Source organism: Virgibacillus sp. JSM 102003 (assembly GCF_041949995.1).
Classification (GTDB): Bacteria; Bacillota; Bacilli; order Bacillales; family Amphibacillaceae; genus Lentibacillus.
This window is the reverse complement of record NZ_JBHFQH010000003.1, coordinates 12,023-30,453: the sequence shown is the minus strand read 5'-3', so window position 1 is coordinate 30,453 and position 18,431 is coordinate 12,023. Positions and strand designations below refer to the sequence as shown.

The following is an 18,431-nucleotide window of genomic DNA, read 5'->3' as shown; positions in this document are numbered from 1 at the left end:
GTAGCTTTTTTATCAAATCCCTTTACTTCAGAGTGTTCTATGATAATAAATGAGATTTCTTCAATTAATCTATTAGTTTGACAATTAAGAGGATCAAAAAAAGAGCGTGAATATTTTGTCTACTTTTGAAATAAAAATTACTTAAGACCTTTTAATTTAGTATATAAATTGTCAATTTGTGGTTAGTTTGTTTCTAAGATTCTAGTTAAGTTAATAATATCTTTTTCAGATTTTTTTACCTAAAGTTGACCATTAGATTTAAGAAACTCCGAAACAGATAACTAAATCCGCTCCGGAGTTCTCATCTACTCTCTATTCTTAGCTTCTATCTTCTTACTTCCCAATATTAAATAGTTCAGTTCTTCTTTTGGAATTTTATAGAATTCAGTACGCTTTGCAAGATAGAATACTGCTCCTAACACAATCCATGCGATAAGTGCAATTCTGGATTCAATTCCTAAGAAAGCTGGTGAAGCCGGTATAATCAGTAGGCTTAAAAAGGTCAGACTGGCCAGCATCCCCACGCCTGCAATTGTCTTTTTCATTGGTGCTACAACATGTTTCTTATGATTAAAGTCCTTGTTTTTTGACCATTTGAACAGTGAAAATGCTGTGAAACATGTGTAGAAGTAGGCGATTGTTACACCAATTGATGACATATCAACCACCCAAAGCAGTGCTTGACGTCCGAACCATGGTGCAAACATCGATAAAACTACTGTAAAAATAATACCGACATATGGTGTTTTATATTTAGGATGAAGTCTTGAGAATGCCTCTGGTAAAATTTTTGCGCGTGACATTGCAAAAAGTAATCGGCTAGATGAGATAATAAATCCATTTAGGCCTGTGAAAACACCCATTGTCAGCGCAACAACCAGGATTACGAGTCCCATCGTGCCTATTGTGTCTTGAATTGCTGCTCCTGTTCCCCATTGCTGTCCTTCAGCAACTAGTCCTTGCCATGGCGCTGTCATTGCGGTAGCAACGATCATTAAGCTATATAAGACAGCTGCAAAGAATATCGCCAGAATAATTAATGTGAATGCTTTTTTCGATGAAAAGTGAAATTCTTCTGCTGCTTGCGGTACGTTATCAAAGCCAACGTAAGCCCACGGTGCAATTGCTACAATAGAAATGATTGCTGCAAATGCTGTTGTTCCTGTTGGAAATGCTGGTGTTATATTCGATAAACCTGCACCAGGCTGTCCGCCAACTAAAAATGTAATGGCGAGGACACCTAATATCATAATAGAACAAAAGATAAATTGCATGCGACCTGTCAAGCCGGTTCCTCGTACGTTTAAGAATCCAAATAATCCTAATGCTGCGGATGCAATAATGATTTCCATTCCATAAACATCCCACCCAGCAATTTGGTAAAGATGCATATTTTCAATTAATGCAGGAAAAACATATTTAAACATTAATGCAAAAGCTGATGCGTTCAATGCAACGATACATATATACCCAAGCGTTAAAAACCACCCGCTGATAAATGCGTGTGTACGACCTAAACTTATAAATGCATAGGCAAATTCCCCGCCTGAAACCGGGAAACTTTTTATTAAAAATCCATAGCTCACGGCGATCAACATCATCAGTAATGCACCAATACCGAAACCTGCGATTACTCCTAATGGTCCTGCCTGAGACATCCAGTTCGTTGGCTGTACGAAAGCACCCCAACCAATTGATGAGCCTAGGGCAATCGCCCATACCCAGTGTGGCTTTAGTGATTTTTTCAGCGTCTGTCGTTCTTCCATGCTTCGTCTCCTTTATTTAACCTCATTTTTTGTACCCCCCTTTTATACCAAAGTTCGATCTTTTTCGCAAAATTCATAGTACTAGCATATGCGAGTTATGGGATATTATTTCGGCGTTATTTACCCCTTATTTTTTGTGGTGAGGAATTTCGCGATTAAATGGGGGAATTTGGAATGAGGTTCTTGTCACTTCCCAGTTTTTATCAAAATACCTGAATTTACTCTGGGTTATACTAGTCTTACTTTTTCCCGTTTACATGTGAATAATTCCGAAATTTACTAATCACTCTTTAAAGGATTTTAAATCAACTGACTTAAAAAAATAGATATAAATAAAAATTGACAAGTGTCACCTTCCATTTATATCTGGAATCATTTTTTCATTTTACTTTTTGACCATAAACCGTTCCATTATTTATCTTCGTATTTAATTGATTTAAGTAGTTTGTTAATGATTCACGGAGGTCATCACGTTCCAAAGCCATTTCTATGGTAGTTTGGATAAATCCTAATTGTTCGCCAACGTCATAACGATCTCCTTCAATCTCTAACGCAAAAACACGTTGCGTTTTATTCAATTCCTGTATAGCATCTGTTAATTGAATTTCTCCACCAGCTCCAATATTTTGCTCCCCTAGATAATTAAATATCTCTGTAGTTAATATATACCTTCCAATTATCGCCATGTTAGATGGAGCGGTACCTTGTTTCGGTTTCTCAACAAAACTTTTCACCTGGTGAGATTGACCTACCTTTTTCAATGGATCAATTATTCCGTATCGATGTGTATCCTCTACTGGTACGTTTTTTACTCCAATTACAGAGGATTTCTTCAGCTCATATTCCCTTATCAATTGGTTTAATCCTGGCTTTTGGATGTTATTAATTATGTCGTCTCCAAGTAGAACAGCAAAAGGATCGTCGCCAATAAACTTTCTGGCACACCAAATTGCATGTCCTAATCCTTTTGGTTCTTTTTGTCTTATGTAATGGATATCAACATTCGCTGATTTTCTGATTTTCTCCAGCAACTCAAATTTTTCCTTTTTCATTAGGTTCTCTTCTAATTCGAAGGCACTATCAAAGTGATCCTCGATCGCTCGCTTTCCTTTTCCTGTGACAATGATAATGTCTTCAATTCCCGATTCTATTGCTTCTTCAACAATATATTCTATTGTAGGTTTATCAACTATTGGAAGCATTTCTTTGGGCATTGCTTTTGTAGCTGGCAGGAACCTGGTCCCTAATCCGGCTGCTGGTATTATTGCTTTCTTAATACTTTTCATATAGATACCCCTTAAAAAAATAATAAATTAAGATTTTTACTCATTATGGATTGTTGTTATCCCTTTTTCAGCAATACTGAATTAATTATTATTTAAATTAGTAAAACATTGAAAATTGGTTATCTTTCTCCGTGTTAAAAATCACTTTTTTTTATCTTAAATACTTTTTTCATTATATATATAATTGGTTTTCTTCCACCCATAACCAGACCGCCAAGCTCAGCAAAAATTTGTAATAGTAGGATGACCAAAAATGTAATAAACAGTGCCATAGTTAGGCTGGCATTGGAAAAAAGAATCGCCATCACCCCAAAAAGGGCACTGAATGCGTAGATAATCAGAACTGTTTTACGGTGGCTGAACCCCTTTGCAATCAGCTGATAATGAATATGCTTATTATCCGGCATCATAATATTTTCTTTATTATAGGCACGGCGTAGAATTGCGAATAGAGTATCAAAAATCGGTACAGCTAAGATGATGATTGGAATAATGAAGCTGAACAGCGCAATATTCTTAAATAAACTAAGCATCGACACGACAGCAATAGCATAACCAAGGAAATTTGAACCGGTATCCCCCATATAAATTTTAGCAGGGTAAAAGTTATGATATAAGAATCCCAGGTTGGCACCTATCAGGACGATACAGAGGTAAGCAGCCATGATTTGCACGTCAATTAGCGCCATGATAAACATGCTTGTTAATGCAATCGTAGAGACCCCTGTCGCAAGCCCATCCAAGCCATCAATAAGATTGATAGCATTCGTTATTCCCACAACCCAAATCACAGTAACAAGAACGCTTACAAATTCGAGTTCGACTACACCGAAAATTGGGAGAGTAATTCTATCGATAATTAATCCAGATGAAATAAGGAATGATGCAGCAATAAGTTGCCCTGTGAGTTTAATGATTGGTCTTAGACTGTAACGATCATCAAATGTGCCGGTTATTAAAATCACAACAGCCCCCAAGATGATTTCAGGAAGATGCTCATGTTGCGGCTGCAAATAAAGCCCACCCAAAAAAACCCCAAGAAATATGGCTAGACCACCTAACCGTGGTGTTACTTTTGTATGTATTTTGCGATGATTTGGCAGATCAACTACACCTATTTTTATTGCAAGTTTTTTTACAGGATAGGTTAATAGGAATGTTGCGATGAGCGCAATAAAAAAGGCAATTGCCAAGTCGGTATAATTTATCATATAATTTCTCCTATGTTTACTTGATGTTGAACCTTGATGCGTAATTGATTTAAATTATACCGAACTGGAGTAGTGTTAAGCAAATTATAGTTGGATTGGGAGTCGTTGTTCACCATTTGACATAAGCTAAGAGGACTTTCTGCTTTGATGAAAGTCCTCCTCCCATCTACTTCGAACAACAAGACTCCTCTTTAACCTCGCTGATTTTCACGTCACAGCAATCGTTGTCCTCGTTATTCTTTGAAAAGATTTTCTCGATAAGCTTCTTCACTTGGGCTCACCTCCCTTCATTAAACCAAGTAGAAGATAAATCCTGATATGGTAGCCATTGAAATTACTGAGGTGACAAATGCGATCACAAGCTGTTTTTTGAAAATAGATTTCAGTAATATTAGTTCCGGCAAACTTGCACCAGCTGAACTGATCATCATTGCCAATACTGGGCCAAGTGCCATTCCTTTCATGATGAATACATGGGAAATAGGTATCATACTTGATAATCGGATGTACAAAGGTATTCCGATCACAGCTGCAATTGGCACGATCCACCATGTTTCTTTTCCAAGCCATTGAGTTATCCATTCAGTTGGGACTAATCCGTGAATGACTGCACCGATTGCTGCCCCAATGATTAAATATGGGTAAACGCTTTTCATGAGCGCTATTGTTTCGTCCCATGCCCCTTTCCAGTTAAATTGTTTTGTTTTTTCCTCATAGCCTGTCATCATTACATTTTTTACATAACGCTCGAATTTCAGTTTGTTTAACGTAATGCCGATAATTACGGAGGCGATGGCAGTCACGACAGTGTAAATCAAGGCGACTTTCCATCCGAGAATGACACCCATTAATGTAAGAATGGTTGGGTCGAGTACCGGTGATGCAAAAAGAAAAATCACAACAATCTTGAATGGCATATTTTTTCGCAGCATGTTTACGACAACCGGAATGGTTGAGCATGAACAAAATGGTGTAATAAAAGCGAACAATAGTGCCGCCAAGATACCAATTAGCTGATTGCTTTTGGATAGATAACGCTCGATTTTTTTATAAGGAATGTAGGACTGCAGTGCGCTTAGGATAAATGAGATGACAAAGAAAAGTACGGTTAATTCAAGCGCAATCATGAGAAAGCTTTTTAATGTTTCCATATTGGTGCCCCCCTTAATCAATAAATTTTGATTAATTAAATCAAAAAAAATTGATGTATAGTTTAAAAATTAACTGCTGCAGGACGGAACAAATACACAGCAAAGTTCATCTGACAGCAAGCTTTTTACTTCGGTATTATTCAGTTCATAGTATCCCCATGTACCTTTTGTTTCTTTTTTAATCAGGTCTGCATCCAGGAGGATCTTGAGATGGTATGACAGTTTTGATTGTGGCATTCCGATCATGTCCACAAGGTCACAAACGCACGTTGAGCCATTGTGGCATAGGAGATTGATAATCTGGAGCCGCTTTGTATCTGAAAGTGCTTTAAATTTTGATGCATAAGTTGTGAATGCTTCCTCGCTTGGATTATTAATTACATCTAACTCTTTCATTAGGAATCCCCTCTCTTTATATCAAATATTTTTGATTTAATGTTATTATATACCAATACATCGCAAATGCAAGTGATTAGATCAAAAAAAGTTGATTTATCGTTCGATAAAATTCGGGAAGGCACCTAGCTGCCCACCCCTCCCATAATATATGCGATCGTCTGATTTATTTCTGCTTCGTCGTCCCAATCTTTGTCTGGCTGGACGATGAATCTGGTTATCATGAATCCCAGGATTGTTGTGACCATCATGCGAATCATTGTCTCATTTGGCAGGTCCTGCAGTTCTCCTTTTTCTTTATAGAAGTCGAGTGCTTGATTAAACGCTGGGATGACTTTGTCGCCAAATTCTTTTTTATAGACGGTTTGGATTTCCGGATGGAATGCCAGCTCCTGCAATAGAATTTTTATCAATGGTAAATTGGACTGGGCGAACTCAAAGCGATTTTTGATAAAGGCATAGAGCAGGTCCTCGAAGTGTTCATAATCATTTTGGAAGACCTGACTGACGAATTTTTTTGCAAAAACGGGTGCTGAGAAGTTCGTGATAACAGGTGTGACAATCGTAACGAGCAGGTCTTTTTTTGTGCGGTAGTGGCGGAAGATTGTTCCTTCAGCCACTCCTGCTAGTTTGGCGATTTCACTTGTTGATGTGTTGTAGTAGCCTTTTTCAGAAATTAAGTCGATGGCAGCTTTGACGATTTCGACCTGTTTTGGTGTCATCTTTTCTTCATTACGTAATGTTTCCATCATATCTGACATGCGTCGTTTCCTCCTATAATGTTCGATGGCGTTTGAGTGCAATTATATTCAGGATAATAAACGCTATCGAAAAGCCGATTAATACGCTTATATCACTGAATACAGCTGATAAGTTCTCACCTTGCAGCATGATAACCTTTAAGGCATCTGCTCCATACGTTAATGGCATTACTTTTCCAATGGCATTAATCCATTCAACTGACTCCGTCGGGAAAACACCGGAAAAGAACACCTGCGGGATGATGATGATCGGGATAAACTGCATCATTTGAAATTCATTTTTGGCATAAGCTGACAACAAGGTGCCGAGGCTTAGCGCTGTGATTGCAAGCAGAAATGCGATAAAAAGCACTGCTATAAATGAGCCGGCCATAAAAATATCAAGTACATAGATCGAATAGGCTGTAACGATAATCGATTGAATGATAATAAAGATACCGAATCCGAGCAGGTAACCAAAGACAATTTCCCAGCGTTTTAATGGGGTTGCCAGTAATCGTTCGAGTGTGCCCTGCGTCCGTTCGCGCAAGAATGAGACGCCGCCAATAATAAATACGAAAAAGAAAACGAAGAATCCGATTAAGACGGAGCCTGTTTGGTCAAATAAATTCAGTTCAGATGATCCATGAAGAAAGTCAATTTCCAGTTCGGGCGCGTTTGGATTTATTTCTTTCACCGCATTACTGATGACACGCTGGACGGCAGATGTTGCGGATGGATTACTGCCTTCCATTGTCAGTTGCGCTTGATTTTTTTCAAAAGATAGATGGGCATCAGCATGTTGATTTTGGAGTGCGGTTTCTCCGTGACTCTCGTCTGTCTCCAGAATTGTTGCATCCTGCTGTTCGAGTGCATTCTGCATTTGTGCCGGGACATCTGTAATCGCGATGGTCGGTTCATATTGCTCCATATCAAGCACAAGCCACAACAATGTCATGACCAATAGTGGTGCGACCATCATCATGGCGATGCTGCGTTTATCGCGAAGAAACTGATGTATGATCCGTTTAACGATTGCTTGAATGCGCATGTGTGGCACCCCCAAACTGTAAGAATGCCTCTTCCAAGGTTTCGGTATTGCTCTTTGATTTTAATTGTTGTGGGCTTCCTTGGGCGATGACATAGCCATCCCGTAAAAGTGCGAGATTATCACATTTCTCCGCTTCGTCCATTACGTGGGTAGTGATGATGATTGTCGTTCCCTGTTTTTGCATGTTTCGCAGTTCTTCCCATATAGACGCGCGAAGAACCGGATCAATGCCGACAGTTGGCTCATCCAGAATCAGCAGGTTTGGCTTGTGCAAGAGTGATACCGCCAATGACATGCGACGCTTCATGCCGCCTGAATATTTTTCCAGTGTCTTATCAAGATGATCCTGGAGGTCAACAATTTTTGCAGCTTCTGCGATTCGTTCTTTCTGCTGCTTTTTAGGGATTTTGTAGATACTCGCAAAAAAATGCAGGTTTTCTCGGGCTGTCAGCTCACTATATAAAGCGTCTGACTGGGCCATGTAGCCGATTTTCTGCATTTGCTTGAAGGATGGCATTTGTTGATTCTCTATGTGGATTGTTCCGTTCGTAGGGGTCAGCAGACCGATCATGATTTTGACGAGCGTTGTTTTGCCTGAACCTGATGGGCCAAGCAGTCCAAAAAGCTGCCCTTCTGGAATGGATAGGTCGATTTCTTTTAGAACGGTTTCCTTATTGTAACTGTGAGCGATGTTGTTCATTTCAATAAAGGCGGACATAGTAGAGCCTCCTTTTTGCGCTTTTTTGTGTCGTGACGTGAACATGAGTGATTACTCACTTTTATACTAAGCTAATTATGTTTAATTGTAAAGGATATACTTTTCGACATAAAACGGGAAGTGACAGGCACCCCACCCAACCGGGAACTGCACCAACCGGATTTTTACAAGCATGAACTGGCTCTTAATAGCATAAATATTATTGGACATATTTTATTTTCATCAGGGAGGCTGGGAGATGCAGTTTTATTATGGGAGTCAAATGCCGCTCCGGATATTGGATGAGGCGGAGTTTTGGAAGGAACAGGAGTCAGAACATACTGTTGTAATGCGGGAACTCGTCACGAATTTGGAGAGTGAATACGTTGATGCGCTGAAGCGTTGGGAAGAGGTATTGAATACGACACACCAGCATGTTAAGCGATTCATCGAGTCAGTAGTGCGGAGTAATTATAATATCTCGCCTGCGTTGTATAATCAGGTAATGGAACTGGTCACATTTTGTTTGCAAGAAAGTGTGGCGTTTATTCAGTTTTGCAGGCAGGTGAAGAATGATAGTGCTGCTGTAAAGGGCAATCCAACAGCTAAAGTAGTTATTGATCACATTATCGACGAATCGGAATATTTTATTGGGATTGCGCAGACGATTTTATACGAACAGCAGAATTAATACTATTGGATGGGCGCCCTTCTCGGGTGTCCATTTTTGTTGGTTGGCGGGTGAAAACTGATATAACTGTGGCGGAGACTGAATTACATGCGATGAAAACTGATATAACTGTGACGAAGACTGAATAAACCATCAAAAACCGGTAAACAGACTGAATAACTGGAACGAAGACTGAATTATTTCTGTAGTTAAAATAAGAGGAAGATTTCTGCTCCATTTGTGAACATCGGCGATTGGATTGTGAACTTCGAGCAAACTTATTGTGAACTACGGTAAATTTCATGTGAACTACGGCGTTTACGTTGTGAACTTCGGCATTTCAGCCAAATTTGCTTTTAAAAACGCTCTACACACCTTATAATGAAAAAAGATAAAGGTGGTGTTGACTGTGATGGATCGGGTGGTAATTGCGAAAGTATGTATGCTTGCGGGAAAAATTATGCTGGAGAGTGGTGCGGAGACGTATCGGGTTGAGGATACCATGAGTCGGATTGCGTCTGCATATGGATTGGAGAATGTGCAGAGTTATGCGACGCCAACGGGTATTAATTTTTCTGCTGACTTTGCTGATGTTACGAACTTTATCCGGATTTCGAATCGGTCAACTGACTTACATAAAATTGCCGAAGTTAATAGTATATCCCGTAATATTGCAGCAGGTTCGGTCACCATTAATGAAGCGTTAGAATCGCTGAATAATGTCAATGAAGCAAGCTATGCATTCCCCTATTGGATTCAAATTGTCGCTGCTGCTTTTGTTAGTGGGAGCTTTGCGATCATGTTTGGGGGAGTCTGGCCTGATTTCATTCCTTCCTTTATTGCGGGTGGGGTTGGCTATGCAGTAATGGTGTGGTTTAAACGACTGGTCGAAACAGGATTTGTTGCCGATTTCATTGCTTCATTTGTGATTGGGATTTTTGCGATGCTATTTATAGCAAACGGGCTCGGTGTGAATTTGGATAGAGTGATTGTCGGGGCGGTAATGCCGCTTGTGCCTGGGCTGCTAATCACAAATGCTGTCCGTGATTTAGTTGCAGGACACTTGGTTGCCGGTTTATCTAAAGGCGTCGAGGCAATGTTAACAGCATTTGCAATCGGTGCCGGTGTAGCTGTTGTGTTTGCTTTTTAAGTGGTGCCATTACCCAGTTTAGTGAAAGGTGGTTTTTTTGCCGTGATGATCGTTACTCAACTTATAACAAGTTTCATAGCTGCAGCTGGGTTTGGCGTGTTGTTTAACGCACCGAGGAGGGCGCTTATTCAATGTGGTCTCATCGGTATGCTCGGCTGGATTTTATATTACGTTCTTGTCCTGGGTGAGATGGATGTTGTGCCAGCAACTGTTTTTGGCGCGATGCTTGTCGCTGTTTTGAGTCAAATTAGTTCAAAAGTATTCAAAAAGCCGGTGATTGTTTTCAATGTATCCGGAATCATCCCACTCGTTCCAGGCGGCGTTGCTTATGATGCGATGCGCCATTTTGTGGAGAATGACTATTTTACCGCAGTACAGCTATCGGCAAAAGTCATGCTGCTGGCAGGTGCAATTGCAATCGGATTGATGTTTTCAGAAGTAGCGAATCAGTTGATTAAAAAAATAAATTCGGCAGGTGCGTAACACCTGTCGAATTTATTTTTTGTTAAATCCTGCATCAATTAATAGAACGATTGCGGTTATAATGTGCATGATCATTCCAATTACTGGAATAACACCAACAGCCGATGTGACCATTCCAATAATGCTTCCAGCCTTGCTTCCTTTTTCATTGTGTGCGATGAGTAGCGTTACCAAGTGCAGGATGAACATGACGAACAAGGCACCCCAACCTGAGCTAAGTACAAATGCGCCGCCAATGATTGGAATTCCAAGGAAAGCTTCACAGCCTCCAGTTACCCATTTCATAATACGCGATAACGACATAATGTTGCCTCCTAAATAAATATCTCATTTAATAGTAGCATATTGCGTGGGACAAACACACTTATTTTGTATATTGCTATCTGTTTTTAATTACAATTTAGCTGAGGCTTTCTGGGAATCAAGAATAGCTTTCCTTATTTGTGATGAGGATTGCGGGTGATTCAGCCTTCGTGCGGATTATTCAGTCTGTTTTAGGCCATTAGGTTGTTTATTCAGTTTTCGTGGCTGCAGATTCAGTATTCATTAAGTGTTATTCAGTATTCACACGCGATTATTCAGTTTCGAGCAAAATATGAGTCTGGGAGAGGGTTGATTTTCTGCCGCCGCAGAAAAATCTTCTTATTTTGGGTAGTGCTATTGTGCGAGTTCCCCCTGTTGCAAGAGTTGACCTCTCTGTCGCGCGAGTTTGGCTCCTCGTAGCGCGCGACCTCAATACCTCCACATCAAAAAAACTCCCCGCCGCAGCAGGGAGCTCGTAATTAAACATTTTTCTTTTTCCGCCGTACTATTTTCGCTGTTAAGTCATCGAACAATGTATATACGACTGGGATTAGCAGCAGTGTGAAGATGCTGGAGATTCCGAGTCCGAATATGATTGTGACCGCGAGTGGCTGCTGCATTTCTGCGCCTTCGCCTAATGCGAGTGCTAATGGCACCATTGCCAGTACGGTTGTTAAGGTTGTCATCAGGATTGGACGTAGTCTGCTTGGTCCTGCTTGCAGGATTGCTTCGTACCGATCTGTCCCTTTTCGCCGCAGTATATTGATGTAGTCAACGAGCACAATTGAGTTGTTGACTACGATACCGGCGAGCATGATTATACCAATAAACGCTGGAATGCTTAATGGCAAGCCGGTCAAAAATAATCCTACCATAACGCCGACAACGGTTGCTGGCATGGAGAACATGATAATCAATGGGAATAGGAAGTTTTCAAATTGCACTGCCATGACTGCGTACACTAAAAATATCGAGAAAATCAGTGCGATTGACAGGTCTTTAAATGAATTTGCCATATCCTGTGCCTGGCCGCCGATCTCATAACTGTAGCCTTCAGGCAGATTGATTGCTTCTAATTCAGCTTTGACATCTGTTGTAATGCTGCCAAGATCACGATCAACAATTTCGCTTGTTACATTCATTTGCGGTTGTTGATTTTCCCGCAGTAATGTTACAGGGCCTTGCACTTGTTTGAATGTCGCGACAGAATCCAATGGAATAGAGGTGTCTGATTGTGATTGTATTTTCATATCCTGCAAATCATTTATCGTACTGCGTTCATCCTCTGGGAACATTAGCTTGACATTCATTTCATTGCCATCTTCACGATATTTTGATGCGACTTGACCAGTAAATTGCAGCTGAATTTGGCTTATAATTTGCTGCTGATTCAGGCCATATGCTGCAGCTTTTTCCTCGTCAACTTCAATGGTCATTTGTGGTACGCCATCATCGGCTGCTGATGTCGGATTGTATATGCCATCGACGGTTGAAATTTGATCTACTATACGACTGGATAATTCGCGCAACACTTCATGCTCAGGTCCGTTAAGCTGAATTTGTATCGGGTCTCCCGTACTCATTCCGCTGCCAGTAGAACTAACGGTAATCTCGGCACCTGGAATTGATTGAACGTCCTCATCAATTTCCTGCACAATATCAGTTGTCGATCTTGTTCGATCTGTTGAAGGTACCAGCTGCATCGTATATGTTGCCTGGTTTCCACCTGCACCCATCATGCCGAATCCGCCGCCTCCAACACTGACATAGTTCGTTTCAATAACATCATTATATTCAGTTAGTTGTTCATTGATTTGATCGACGATTCCTTGTGTATGCTCCAATGAACTTCCTGGTGCTGCCTCAACGCGGATTTCCATTTGCCCCTGATCAGATGATGGAATGAATTCTGCTCCGATTAATGGTGTCAGCGCCAAGCTGCCTGCAATCGCGATGATGGTGCCGAACACGGTTGTTTTACGGTGTTTCAGTACCCATCTAAGTACGCTGCGGTAGCCATTGTTGACACGATCCAGGAAGCGGTCAAACCAGTAGCGGCGTCCATTGTCTTCCATCGCTTTTGATAGTAACTTTGATGAGAGCATTGGCACTAATGTTACTGCCACAACGAGTGATGCGATTAGCGAGAATGATACTGCTAGTGCCAGTGGCGTGAACATGTCGGATGCGATACCTTCAACATAAATAATCGGTAAAAATACGACTAATGTTGTTGTCGTTGAAGCAATAACGGCTGGCGCAAGCTCTGATGCACCTTTTGTTGCTGACTCAAATAAGGAATATCCTCGTTTCCGGTACGAATAGATATTTTCCAAAATAACGATCGAGCTATCGACCATCATACCGAGCCCGAGTGCCAAACCACCAAGCGTTAATACGTTCAGCGTTTCGCCGGTAAAATACATTAGAGTAAATGTTGAGATAATCGCAATTGGTATCGACAGCCCGATAACAATTGTTGCTCGAACACTTTTTAAGAATAATAACAGGATAAAGATTGATATAGCTCCACCAATCAGGATGTTCTTGACAACGGAACTGATCGACATTTCGATGAACTCGGATGTGTCAATGATTACACCCAGGTTGGCGTCGGCAGGCAGATCGCCTTTAATTTCTTCCATGCTTTCTTTAATGTTCGTTGCGACTTCTACCGTGTTGCCATCTGTTTTTTTCATAACAGAAAGCACGACAGACGGTTCACCGTTTACAAGTGTTTCTGTCGATGATTTTTTAAATGTATCCTTCACTTTGGCGACATCATCGATATAGACTTTCGCTCCAGATTGCGTTTGAACAAACGTTTGTTTAATTTCTTCAACTGATTCAAATTCCCCTGTCACACGGAGCTGCAGGTCCTTATTTCCTTTTTCAACCGTGCCGACTGATGCCGACTGATTCGAACTGTTCAGCGACTGCGTGATCATTTGTACGGATACCCCGTACTGCTGTAATTTTGCCTGGTCTAGTACGAGCTGTATTTCCCGTTCTTTTGCCCCTTCGACGGTAACGGATGCAACACCGCCTTGACGTTCAAAGAATGGAACAACTTCATCCTTGGCAATTTGTGTTAGGGTTGCAGGATCATCGCCAGTCAGACCGACCCACATAACAGGTAGCTGGTCCGGGCTGAATCGCATGATGCTTGGATCACCCGCTCCATCTGGCAGCATTCCTTTGACCTGATCTACTTTTTCTCGTACGTCGAGCAAAGCCTGATCGAGATCAACACCATTATTGAACATCATTATCACTAAAGAAGAGCCTGATTGGGACTGTGATTGGACCGTTTGAATTCCTTCCACTGAACTTACGGATGATTCGATCGGCCGGCTAATTAAATTTTCTACTTCCTGCGGTGCTGCATCACCATAACTTGTTGCCACAACAGCGACTGGCAGATCGATTTTCGGAAAAAGGTCAACCGTCAAGCTGCGGACTGAAACAACGCCTAGCGCGATAATCGCCAGGACAATCATAATGACACCAACAGGACGTTTTACGGATGTATTTACTAGTTTCAAGATTTATTCCCCTTCTTTCACGACGTTGACTTTGCTTTCGTCCGTAAGTGTCAGCTGTCCATTTGTGACAACCTGAGCACCGTCGTTGACCTCACCCTCAATCGCTGTTTCATTGGATTGGGATTCTTTGATAGTCACTGCTTTTTTAATTGCTTTTTCATCTTCTATTACGTAAACGAACGTTTCGCCACTTTCATCGACGATCGCTGAAGTTGGTACGATAACGGTATCTTTCACCCTTTTTTCCGGAACCTTCATAATCGCGATCATTCCAGCTAATACAGCGTCATCTTTATTATCAATCGTTGCCTCAACTGGATATAGACCAGTATCATCAGGCATCGAGGCAATCGACGTGATTTCTGCCTCGTATTCGGTCTCGTCAATTGCTGCCGTGAACGTGTCTTCTTTTTCAAAAAGATCCAATGTTTCGGCAGTTACAGTAAAGTTCAATTTCATGGAGTTAAAGTCGGCAATTACCGCGAGTGGATCTGAATTCGATGCCATCGATCCTTCCTCAACGTTTAAATTGGCAATTTCACCATCTTTGGAAGCGTAGATGTTCTGGTTCCCTCTTGCTGTTTGAATAGTTGCAATCAGGTCATCTTCTTTAACCTTTTCACCGTTTTCGACTTCCAGTTCGGTGACTTCTCCTGGATTTTGCAGCATAACTGGTGTTGTACTTGCCGGTGCTGTACGTCCGTAAAGTGATTTTTCGATAACCATGTCACCAGTTGTCACGTTAACTGTTTCGACTGGAGTAACTGTTTCTTTTTTATCTTCGGCTGATTCTTCATTTTGATTACATGCAGCAAGAACGCCAATTAAGGCAATTGCTATCATACTAACAAGCATTTTACGCATTGATGTAACTCCTCTTCAATTAATTTAATCAAGCAAATCGATATCTAAAACACGAGCGATTGATTCACATTCTTTCTTCAATTCCGGTATTCGCTGAAAATGGACCAGCAATCCCTGGATCATCATGTATTGCGGTTCATCTTTACGTATTTCTATTAAAATAATGTCAATTACATCAATCAGCTGCTTCACTTTTTCCTGAGATATCTGCAGCTTGTGAACTTTTTCTTTGAGGTCAGCTAATTGCTGTTCGCCATCCTGGTATAAATCGGCAATATTTTTTTCCGTAATTATCACTATCTCATCTCGGTCAAGCAGCCCCTTCACTATATCGTCGATACGCCTTACGAGATACGCACCTATTATCGTCCGGTCAATAGAGATATCGTCGATAACAATCCATTTAAAGTAGCCATTCATCAGCCCATCCAGCTGAATACTAATATCCACTAGATAGGGTGCGATTTTTTCACCGTAAATCGCAGTTATATTTTGCCGCAGCCAGTGAAAATTTTGCATTTTCATTTGTCTGATAAACGTATCCGTATCTTCGCCAATCGAAATATTTTCACGAAGCTGCATTGTGAGAAAATCCTTGTACTCGTATATGTACGCGATAATGACTTCGATTTGTTTTGCTAGGCTTTCGCGGGGCTCGAGATTTTGTTCACTCACCTGTTTAATTTGCTCGGTAATCTCATCATGGTAAAAATGAAAAGCTGTTGTGATAAAATCCTCTTTTGACTGAAAATATAAGTAAAAGGCACCTTTGGAGACGCCAGCTTCTGAAGCAATTTCCTGAATTGATGTGTTATGGTAGCCCTTCTCAGCAAATAACCTCATACCTGCTTCAATGAGCTTCATTTTTTTCTCATTCATTTGAACACCTGTTTCGTTATACGATTTAGTTGCTGTTTGGTTCCACTTTTTTAGACTATACTAACCGGTCAGTCACTTTTCTTATATTACATGATGCTGGGGTTTTTTTGCAAGAAAAAAACTCCCTGATTGCGGAAGTTTAATAAAGATCCCATGGTAATGAGCGTTTGCCAAAAAAGATTGAACGATTCAAGTGGGCAATTACCTGACTTGTTCGTTTAAATTGGAGGTCAAATGATTTTTCTGACGTGTTAACATATAGGCCTGTACCGTCATTAAATACAATATATGTTTGACCATTGCGCTGTTCATAACCCTTAATTTGATAAAATGAGAGCCACGCACAATCTTTATTTTTCGTTGACGATGTGGGCAGCATGAACACACCTTTGCCCGGAATGACTGGAATAGGAACCTTGCAGTTAATCTTAAGAATATCTTTCACTGCAGCTCTCCGTCCTTCAAGTGTTGATCCGTACAATAAACATGTATGGTCAATGATTTGTTCCGGCCTATGGATAGAGTGCGTTTCGCGTTGTGTCTCCATAATTTTTGACCGATAATACGAAGAATCATTCTTTAAAATTGCCTTCGTTTTCTGCGTGATTATGTATACTGATGATGAAATACCATCCCCCATTAACTTCTCCCCCTGGTAAGTTATAAGCATATTGTACTATGTTTTATCAACATAATCTATTTGATGTTCACAATTGTGCTATTATTGTCGATAAAAGAAGTGTAAGGAGGCTTGTGTAATGGATATAGCAGCAATGTCTGTCGTTTCGGCAAACAAGCAGGTACGAGCTGATGTGAGCTTGGCCGTCATGAAAAATGCAAAAGGGCTTATGGAGCAACAGGGCCAGCAACTAATTAAAATGATGCAAACGCCTCAAGCTTCAGCGCCCCATCCATCGCTTGGAAGCTCGATTGATGTAAAAGCATAGCCTTTTGAAAAATCCTCTGCAGAAGCGGGGGATTTTTCAATAAACGAAAAATCCCCTTATTCATTTAACAAGGGGATTATACGGTGTAATGAACAATTAGTTATTTTCTTCTTCATCGTTATTCATTGTATCTTCGTTGCCATCTGTTCCATTATTGTTATCTGTGTCCGTTTCATCACCAGTAGCATCATCGCCACCGCCATTAGTTCCACCGTTCTGGTCTTCATTCATGCCACCATCCTGGTTATTTTCGTCCTGATTCATGTCACCATTATCTTCCTCTTGGTTTAATGGAGCCTCTTCTTCCTCAACTGGATCCTGCTGCTCATCCGTTCCACAAGCAGCAACTAGAGATAATGCCAACACGGGTGCACCGAATTTAATTAGTAATTTCCTTTTCATGTTGTTTCCCTCCTTAAATTGTTCATATCGCTTATAGTTTAACCACTTACTAAAAAGTGATACTTGACTTTTATGAAAATGTTGTGCGTGGGAGTGGGAATATCAACCTAAGTTTTGGATTAACACCCTTACATGTGGGATATCAACTTGAATTGCCGGTTATCAACCTCAAATTCAAAATATCAACCTGATCTTCCTCCAAAGCGCATTAATTTTCAAAATGCGGATTTTCTGTTTTCAAGAAAATAGTCTATTCATAAAAACTAAAAAATTCCCCACATACGTAGTGTGGAGAATTCTTGGATTATTGTATAGCAAAGGTGATTTCTGCTTCACAGGCAACTTCATCGTCAACTATTGCGACAGCTTTCCCTTTTCCAATCGGGCCTTTTATTCGAATGATCTCAACGTCCAATTTCAACTGATCTCCCGGTTTGACCTGACGTTTAAAACGGCATTTATCCAGTCCTGCCAGAAAGCCGATTTTTCCTTTATTTTCTTCAATCCCAAGTACAGCAATTGCTCCAGCTTGCGCAAGTGCTTCGACAATTAATACACCAGGCATAACAGGATAATTGGGAAAATGCCCTTGGAAGAATGGTTCGTTAGCCGTTACATTTTTTAGTGCAGTAACACGCTTTCCTTCTTCCATTTCAATCACTTTATCGACTAATAAAAACGGGTACCGGTGCGGAATTGTTTCTTTAATTTGTTCGATGTCCATTTTGGTATCGCTCCTTCATTCTTTTGTCTTCATTATAGCAAAAATCAAGAACAAAAGCGCAAGCGCCTGTTCAGCGCCGTATGGACTAGACTGACCCGTGTGAGATAAAGGATACACGAAGAGCGTAAGCGATTCGATGTTGACTTATCGTAGACACGGGGAGGGA

19 protein-coding genes are annotated in these 18,431 nt (G+C 40.7%); 4 read left to right on the top strand and 15 right to left on the bottom strand.

All coding sequences use genetic code 11. The features are described 5' to 3' along the window. Positions 1–305: 305 nt before the first annotated feature. The 8 genes from ACE1TG_RS04275 to ccmA all read right to left on the bottom strand — a co-directional run bounded on the left by ACE1TG_RS04275 (position 306) and on the right by ccmA (position 8,319). Positions 306–1,766, bottom strand: a complete 1,461-nt coding sequence (locus ACE1TG_RS04275) for an APC family permease (protein ID WP_375051126.1) — start codon at positions 1,764–1,766, stop codon at positions 306–308. A gap of 380 nt (positions 1,767–2,146) precedes the next feature. Beyond that, positions 2,147–3,052 (bottom strand): UTP--glucose-1-phosphate uridylyltransferase GalU, encoded by a 906-nt coding sequence (gene galU / locus ACE1TG_RS04270; RefSeq protein ID WP_375051125.1) that lies wholly within the window; start codon positions 3,050–3,052, stop codon positions 2,147–2,149. A gap of 134 nt (positions 3,053–3,186) precedes the next feature. After that, complete coding sequence (locus tag ACE1TG_RS04265; RefSeq protein ID WP_375051124.1) at positions 3,187–4,263, bottom strand: glycosyltransferase family 4 protein; 1,077 nt, start codon at positions 4,261–4,263, stop codon at positions 3,187–3,189. A 290-nt stretch (positions 4,264–4,553) separates the two neighbouring features. Next, positions 4,554–5,414 carry a permease gene (locus ACE1TG_RS04260; RefSeq protein ID WP_375051123.1) on the bottom strand — a complete coding sequence of 287 codons (861 nt, stop codon included), beginning with the start codon at positions 5,412–5,414 and terminating at the stop codon, positions 4,554–4,556. Positions 5,415–5,483: 69 nt separating this feature from the next. Further along, positions 5,484–5,810, bottom strand: a complete 327-nt coding sequence (locus ACE1TG_RS04255) for an ArsR/SmtB family transcription factor (protein WP_375051122.1) — start codon at positions 5,808–5,810, stop codon at positions 5,484–5,486. Positions 5,811–5,935: 125 nt separating this feature from the next. Next, positions 5,936–6,571: a TetR/AcrR family transcriptional regulator gene (locus ACE1TG_RS04250; RefSeq protein WP_375051121.1), complete on the bottom strand. Its 636-nt coding sequence runs from the start codon at positions 6,569–6,571 to the stop codon at positions 5,936–5,938. A gap of 13 nt (positions 6,572–6,584) precedes the next feature. After that, on the bottom strand, positions 6,585–7,601 hold the full coding sequence (locus ACE1TG_RS04245) for an ABC transporter permease (RefSeq protein WP_375051120.1): 1,017 nt from the start codon (positions 7,599–7,601) through the stop codon (positions 6,585–6,587). After that, a complete protein-coding gene (ccmA, locus tag ACE1TG_RS04240) occupies positions 7,579–8,319 on the bottom strand; it encodes a heme ABC exporter ATP-binding protein CcmA (protein ID WP_375051119.1) in 741 nt (246 codons plus the stop codon). Before ccmA ends, ACE1TG_RS04245 begins: the two co-directional genes overlap by 23 nt. A 238-nt stretch (positions 8,320–8,557) precedes the next feature. Between ccmA and ACE1TG_RS04235 the strand changes: the two genes are divergently transcribed. From ACE1TG_RS04235 to ACE1TG_RS04225, 3 genes are all read left to right on the top strand, one after another. Continuing rightward, positions 8,558–8,989, top strand: a complete 432-nt coding sequence (locus ACE1TG_RS04235; RefSeq protein WP_375051118.1) for a DUF2935 domain-containing protein — start codon at positions 8,558–8,560, stop codon at positions 8,987–8,989. 391 nt (positions 8,990–9,380) lie between these two features. Continuing rightward, positions 9,381–10,118 carry a threonine/serine exporter family protein gene (locus ACE1TG_RS04230; protein ID WP_375051341.1) on the top strand — a complete coding sequence of 246 codons (738 nt, stop codon included), beginning with the start codon at positions 9,381–9,383 and terminating at the stop codon, positions 10,116–10,118. Positions 10,119–10,163: 45 nt separating this feature from the next. Then, a complete protein-coding gene (locus ACE1TG_RS04225) occupies positions 10,164–10,601 on the top strand; it encodes a threonine/serine exporter family protein (RefSeq protein WP_375051117.1) in 438 nt (145 codons plus the stop codon). Between the two features lie 12 nt (positions 10,602–10,613). On the opposite strand, the gene ACE1TG_RS04220 is transcribed toward ACE1TG_RS04225, so the two are convergent. The 5 genes from ACE1TG_RS04220 to ACE1TG_RS04200 form a co-directional block, all read right to left on the bottom strand. Further along, positions 10,614–10,904 carry a hypothetical protein gene (locus ACE1TG_RS04220; RefSeq protein ID WP_375051116.1) on the bottom strand — a complete coding sequence of 97 codons (291 nt, stop codon included), beginning with the start codon at positions 10,902–10,904 and terminating at the stop codon, positions 10,614–10,616. Positions 10,905–11,383: 479 nt separating this feature from the next. Further along, the gene (locus ACE1TG_RS04215; RefSeq protein WP_375051115.1) at positions 11,384–14,449 is read right to left on the bottom strand and encodes an efflux RND transporter permease subunit; all 3,066 of its coding nucleotides are present in this window, start codon (positions 14,447–14,449) and stop codon (positions 11,384–11,386) included. 3 nt (positions 14,450–14,452) lie between these two features. Continuing rightward, positions 14,453–15,313 carry an efflux RND transporter periplasmic adaptor subunit gene (locus tag ACE1TG_RS04210; protein ID WP_375051114.1) on the bottom strand — a complete coding sequence of 287 codons (861 nt, stop codon included), beginning with the start codon at positions 15,311–15,313 and terminating at the stop codon, positions 14,453–14,455. Positions 15,314–15,337: 24 nt separating this feature from the next. Beyond that, positions 15,338–16,192, bottom strand: a complete 855-nt coding sequence (locus tag ACE1TG_RS04205) for a TetR/AcrR family transcriptional regulator (RefSeq protein WP_375051113.1) — start codon at positions 16,190–16,192, stop codon at positions 15,338–15,340. A 139-nt stretch (positions 16,193–16,331) separates the two neighbouring features. Then, the gene (locus ACE1TG_RS04200; RefSeq protein ID WP_375051112.1) at positions 16,332–16,832 is read right to left on the bottom strand and encodes a competence protein ComK; all 501 of its coding nucleotides are present in this window, start codon (positions 16,830–16,832) and stop codon (positions 16,332–16,334) included. Positions 16,833–16,950: 118 nt separating this feature from the next. Here ACE1TG_RS04200 and ACE1TG_RS04195 point away from each other — a divergent pair, with 118 nt between their 5' ends. Then, complete coding sequence (locus tag ACE1TG_RS04195) at positions 16,951–17,139, top strand: YjfB family protein (protein WP_375051111.1); 189 nt, start codon at positions 16,951–16,953, stop codon at positions 17,137–17,139. Positions 17,140–17,235: 96 nt separating this feature from the next. Here ACE1TG_RS04195 and ACE1TG_RS04190 read toward each other — a convergent pair whose 3' ends face one another. Together ACE1TG_RS04190 and fabZ are read right to left on the bottom strand one after the other, a co-directional pair. Further along, the gene (locus ACE1TG_RS04190) at positions 17,236–17,541 is read right to left on the bottom strand and encodes a hypothetical protein (protein WP_375051110.1); all 306 of its coding nucleotides are present in this window, start codon (positions 17,539–17,541) and stop codon (positions 17,236–17,238) included. Positions 17,542–17,845: 304 nt separating this feature from the next. After that, positions 17,846–18,265, bottom strand: a complete 420-nt coding sequence (gene fabZ / locus ACE1TG_RS04185; RefSeq protein WP_375051109.1) for a 3-hydroxyacyl-ACP dehydratase FabZ — start codon at positions 18,263–18,265, stop codon at positions 17,846–17,848. Positions 18,266–18,431: the final 166 nt, after the last annotated feature.

Bases quoted from the DNA above. Each gene is read 5' to 3' on its own strand.
- ACE1TG_RS04275 (WP_375051126.1), bottom strand. From the start codon at position 1,766: ATGGAAGAACGACAGACGCTGAAAAAATCACTAAAGCCACACTGGGTA.
- galU (WP_375051125.1), bottom strand. From the start codon at position 3,052: ATGAAAAGTATTAAGAAAGCAATAATACCAGCAGCCGGATTAGGGACC.
- ACE1TG_RS04265 (WP_375051124.1), bottom strand. From the start codon at position 4,263: ATGATAAATTATACCGACTTGGCAATTGCCTTTTTTATTGCGCTCATC.
- ACE1TG_RS04260 (WP_375051123.1), bottom strand. From the start codon at position 5,414: ATGGAAACATTAAAAAGCTTTCTCATGATTGCGCTTGAATTAACCGTA.
- ACE1TG_RS04255 (WP_375051122.1), bottom strand. From the start codon at position 5,810: ATGAAAGAGTTAGATGTAATTAATAATCCAAGCGAGGAAGCATTCACA.
- ACE1TG_RS04250 (WP_375051121.1), bottom strand. From the start codon at position 6,571: ATGTCAGATATGATGGAAACATTACGTAATGAAGAAAAGATGACACCA.
- ACE1TG_RS04245 (WP_375051120.1), bottom strand. From the start codon at position 7,601: ATGCGCATTCAAGCAATCGTTAAACGGATCATACATCAGTTTCTTCGC.
- ccmA (WP_375051119.1), bottom strand. From the start codon at position 8,319: ATGTCCGCCTTTATTGAAATGAACAACATCGCTCACAGTTACAATAAG.
- ACE1TG_RS04235 (WP_375051118.1), top strand. From the start codon at position 8,558: ATGCAGTTTTATTATGGGAGTCAAATGCCGCTCCGGATATTGGATGAG.
- ACE1TG_RS04230 (WP_375051341.1), top strand. From the start codon at position 9,381: ATGGATCGGGTGGTAATTGCGAAAGTATGTATGCTTGCGGGAAAAATT.
- ACE1TG_RS04225 (WP_375051117.1), top strand. From the start codon at position 10,164: ATGATCGTTACTCAACTTATAACAAGTTTCATAGCTGCAGCTGGGTTT.
- ACE1TG_RS04220 (WP_375051116.1), bottom strand. From the start codon at position 10,904: ATGTCGTTATCGCGTATTATGAAATGGGTAACTGGAGGCTGTGAAGCT.
- ACE1TG_RS04210 (WP_375051114.1), bottom strand. From the start codon at position 15,313: ATGCGTAAAATGCTTGTTAGTATGATAGCAATTGCCTTAATTGGCGTT.
- ACE1TG_RS04205 (WP_375051113.1), bottom strand. From the start codon at position 16,192: ATGAATGAGAAAAAAATGAAGCTCATTGAAGCAGGTATGAGGTTATTT.
- ACE1TG_RS04200 (WP_375051112.1), bottom strand. From the start codon at position 16,832: ATGGGGGATGGTATTTCATCATCAGTATACATAATCACGCAGAAAACG.
- ACE1TG_RS04195 (WP_375051111.1), top strand. From the start codon at position 16,951: ATGGATATAGCAGCAATGTCTGTCGTTTCGGCAAACAAGCAGGTACGA.
- ACE1TG_RS04190 (WP_375051110.1), bottom strand. From the start codon at position 17,541: ATGAAAAGGAAATTACTAATTAAATTCGGTGCACCCGTGTTGGCATTA.
- fabZ (WP_375051109.1), bottom strand. From the start codon at position 18,265: ATGGACATCGAACAAATTAAAGAAACAATTCCGCACCGGTACCCGTTT.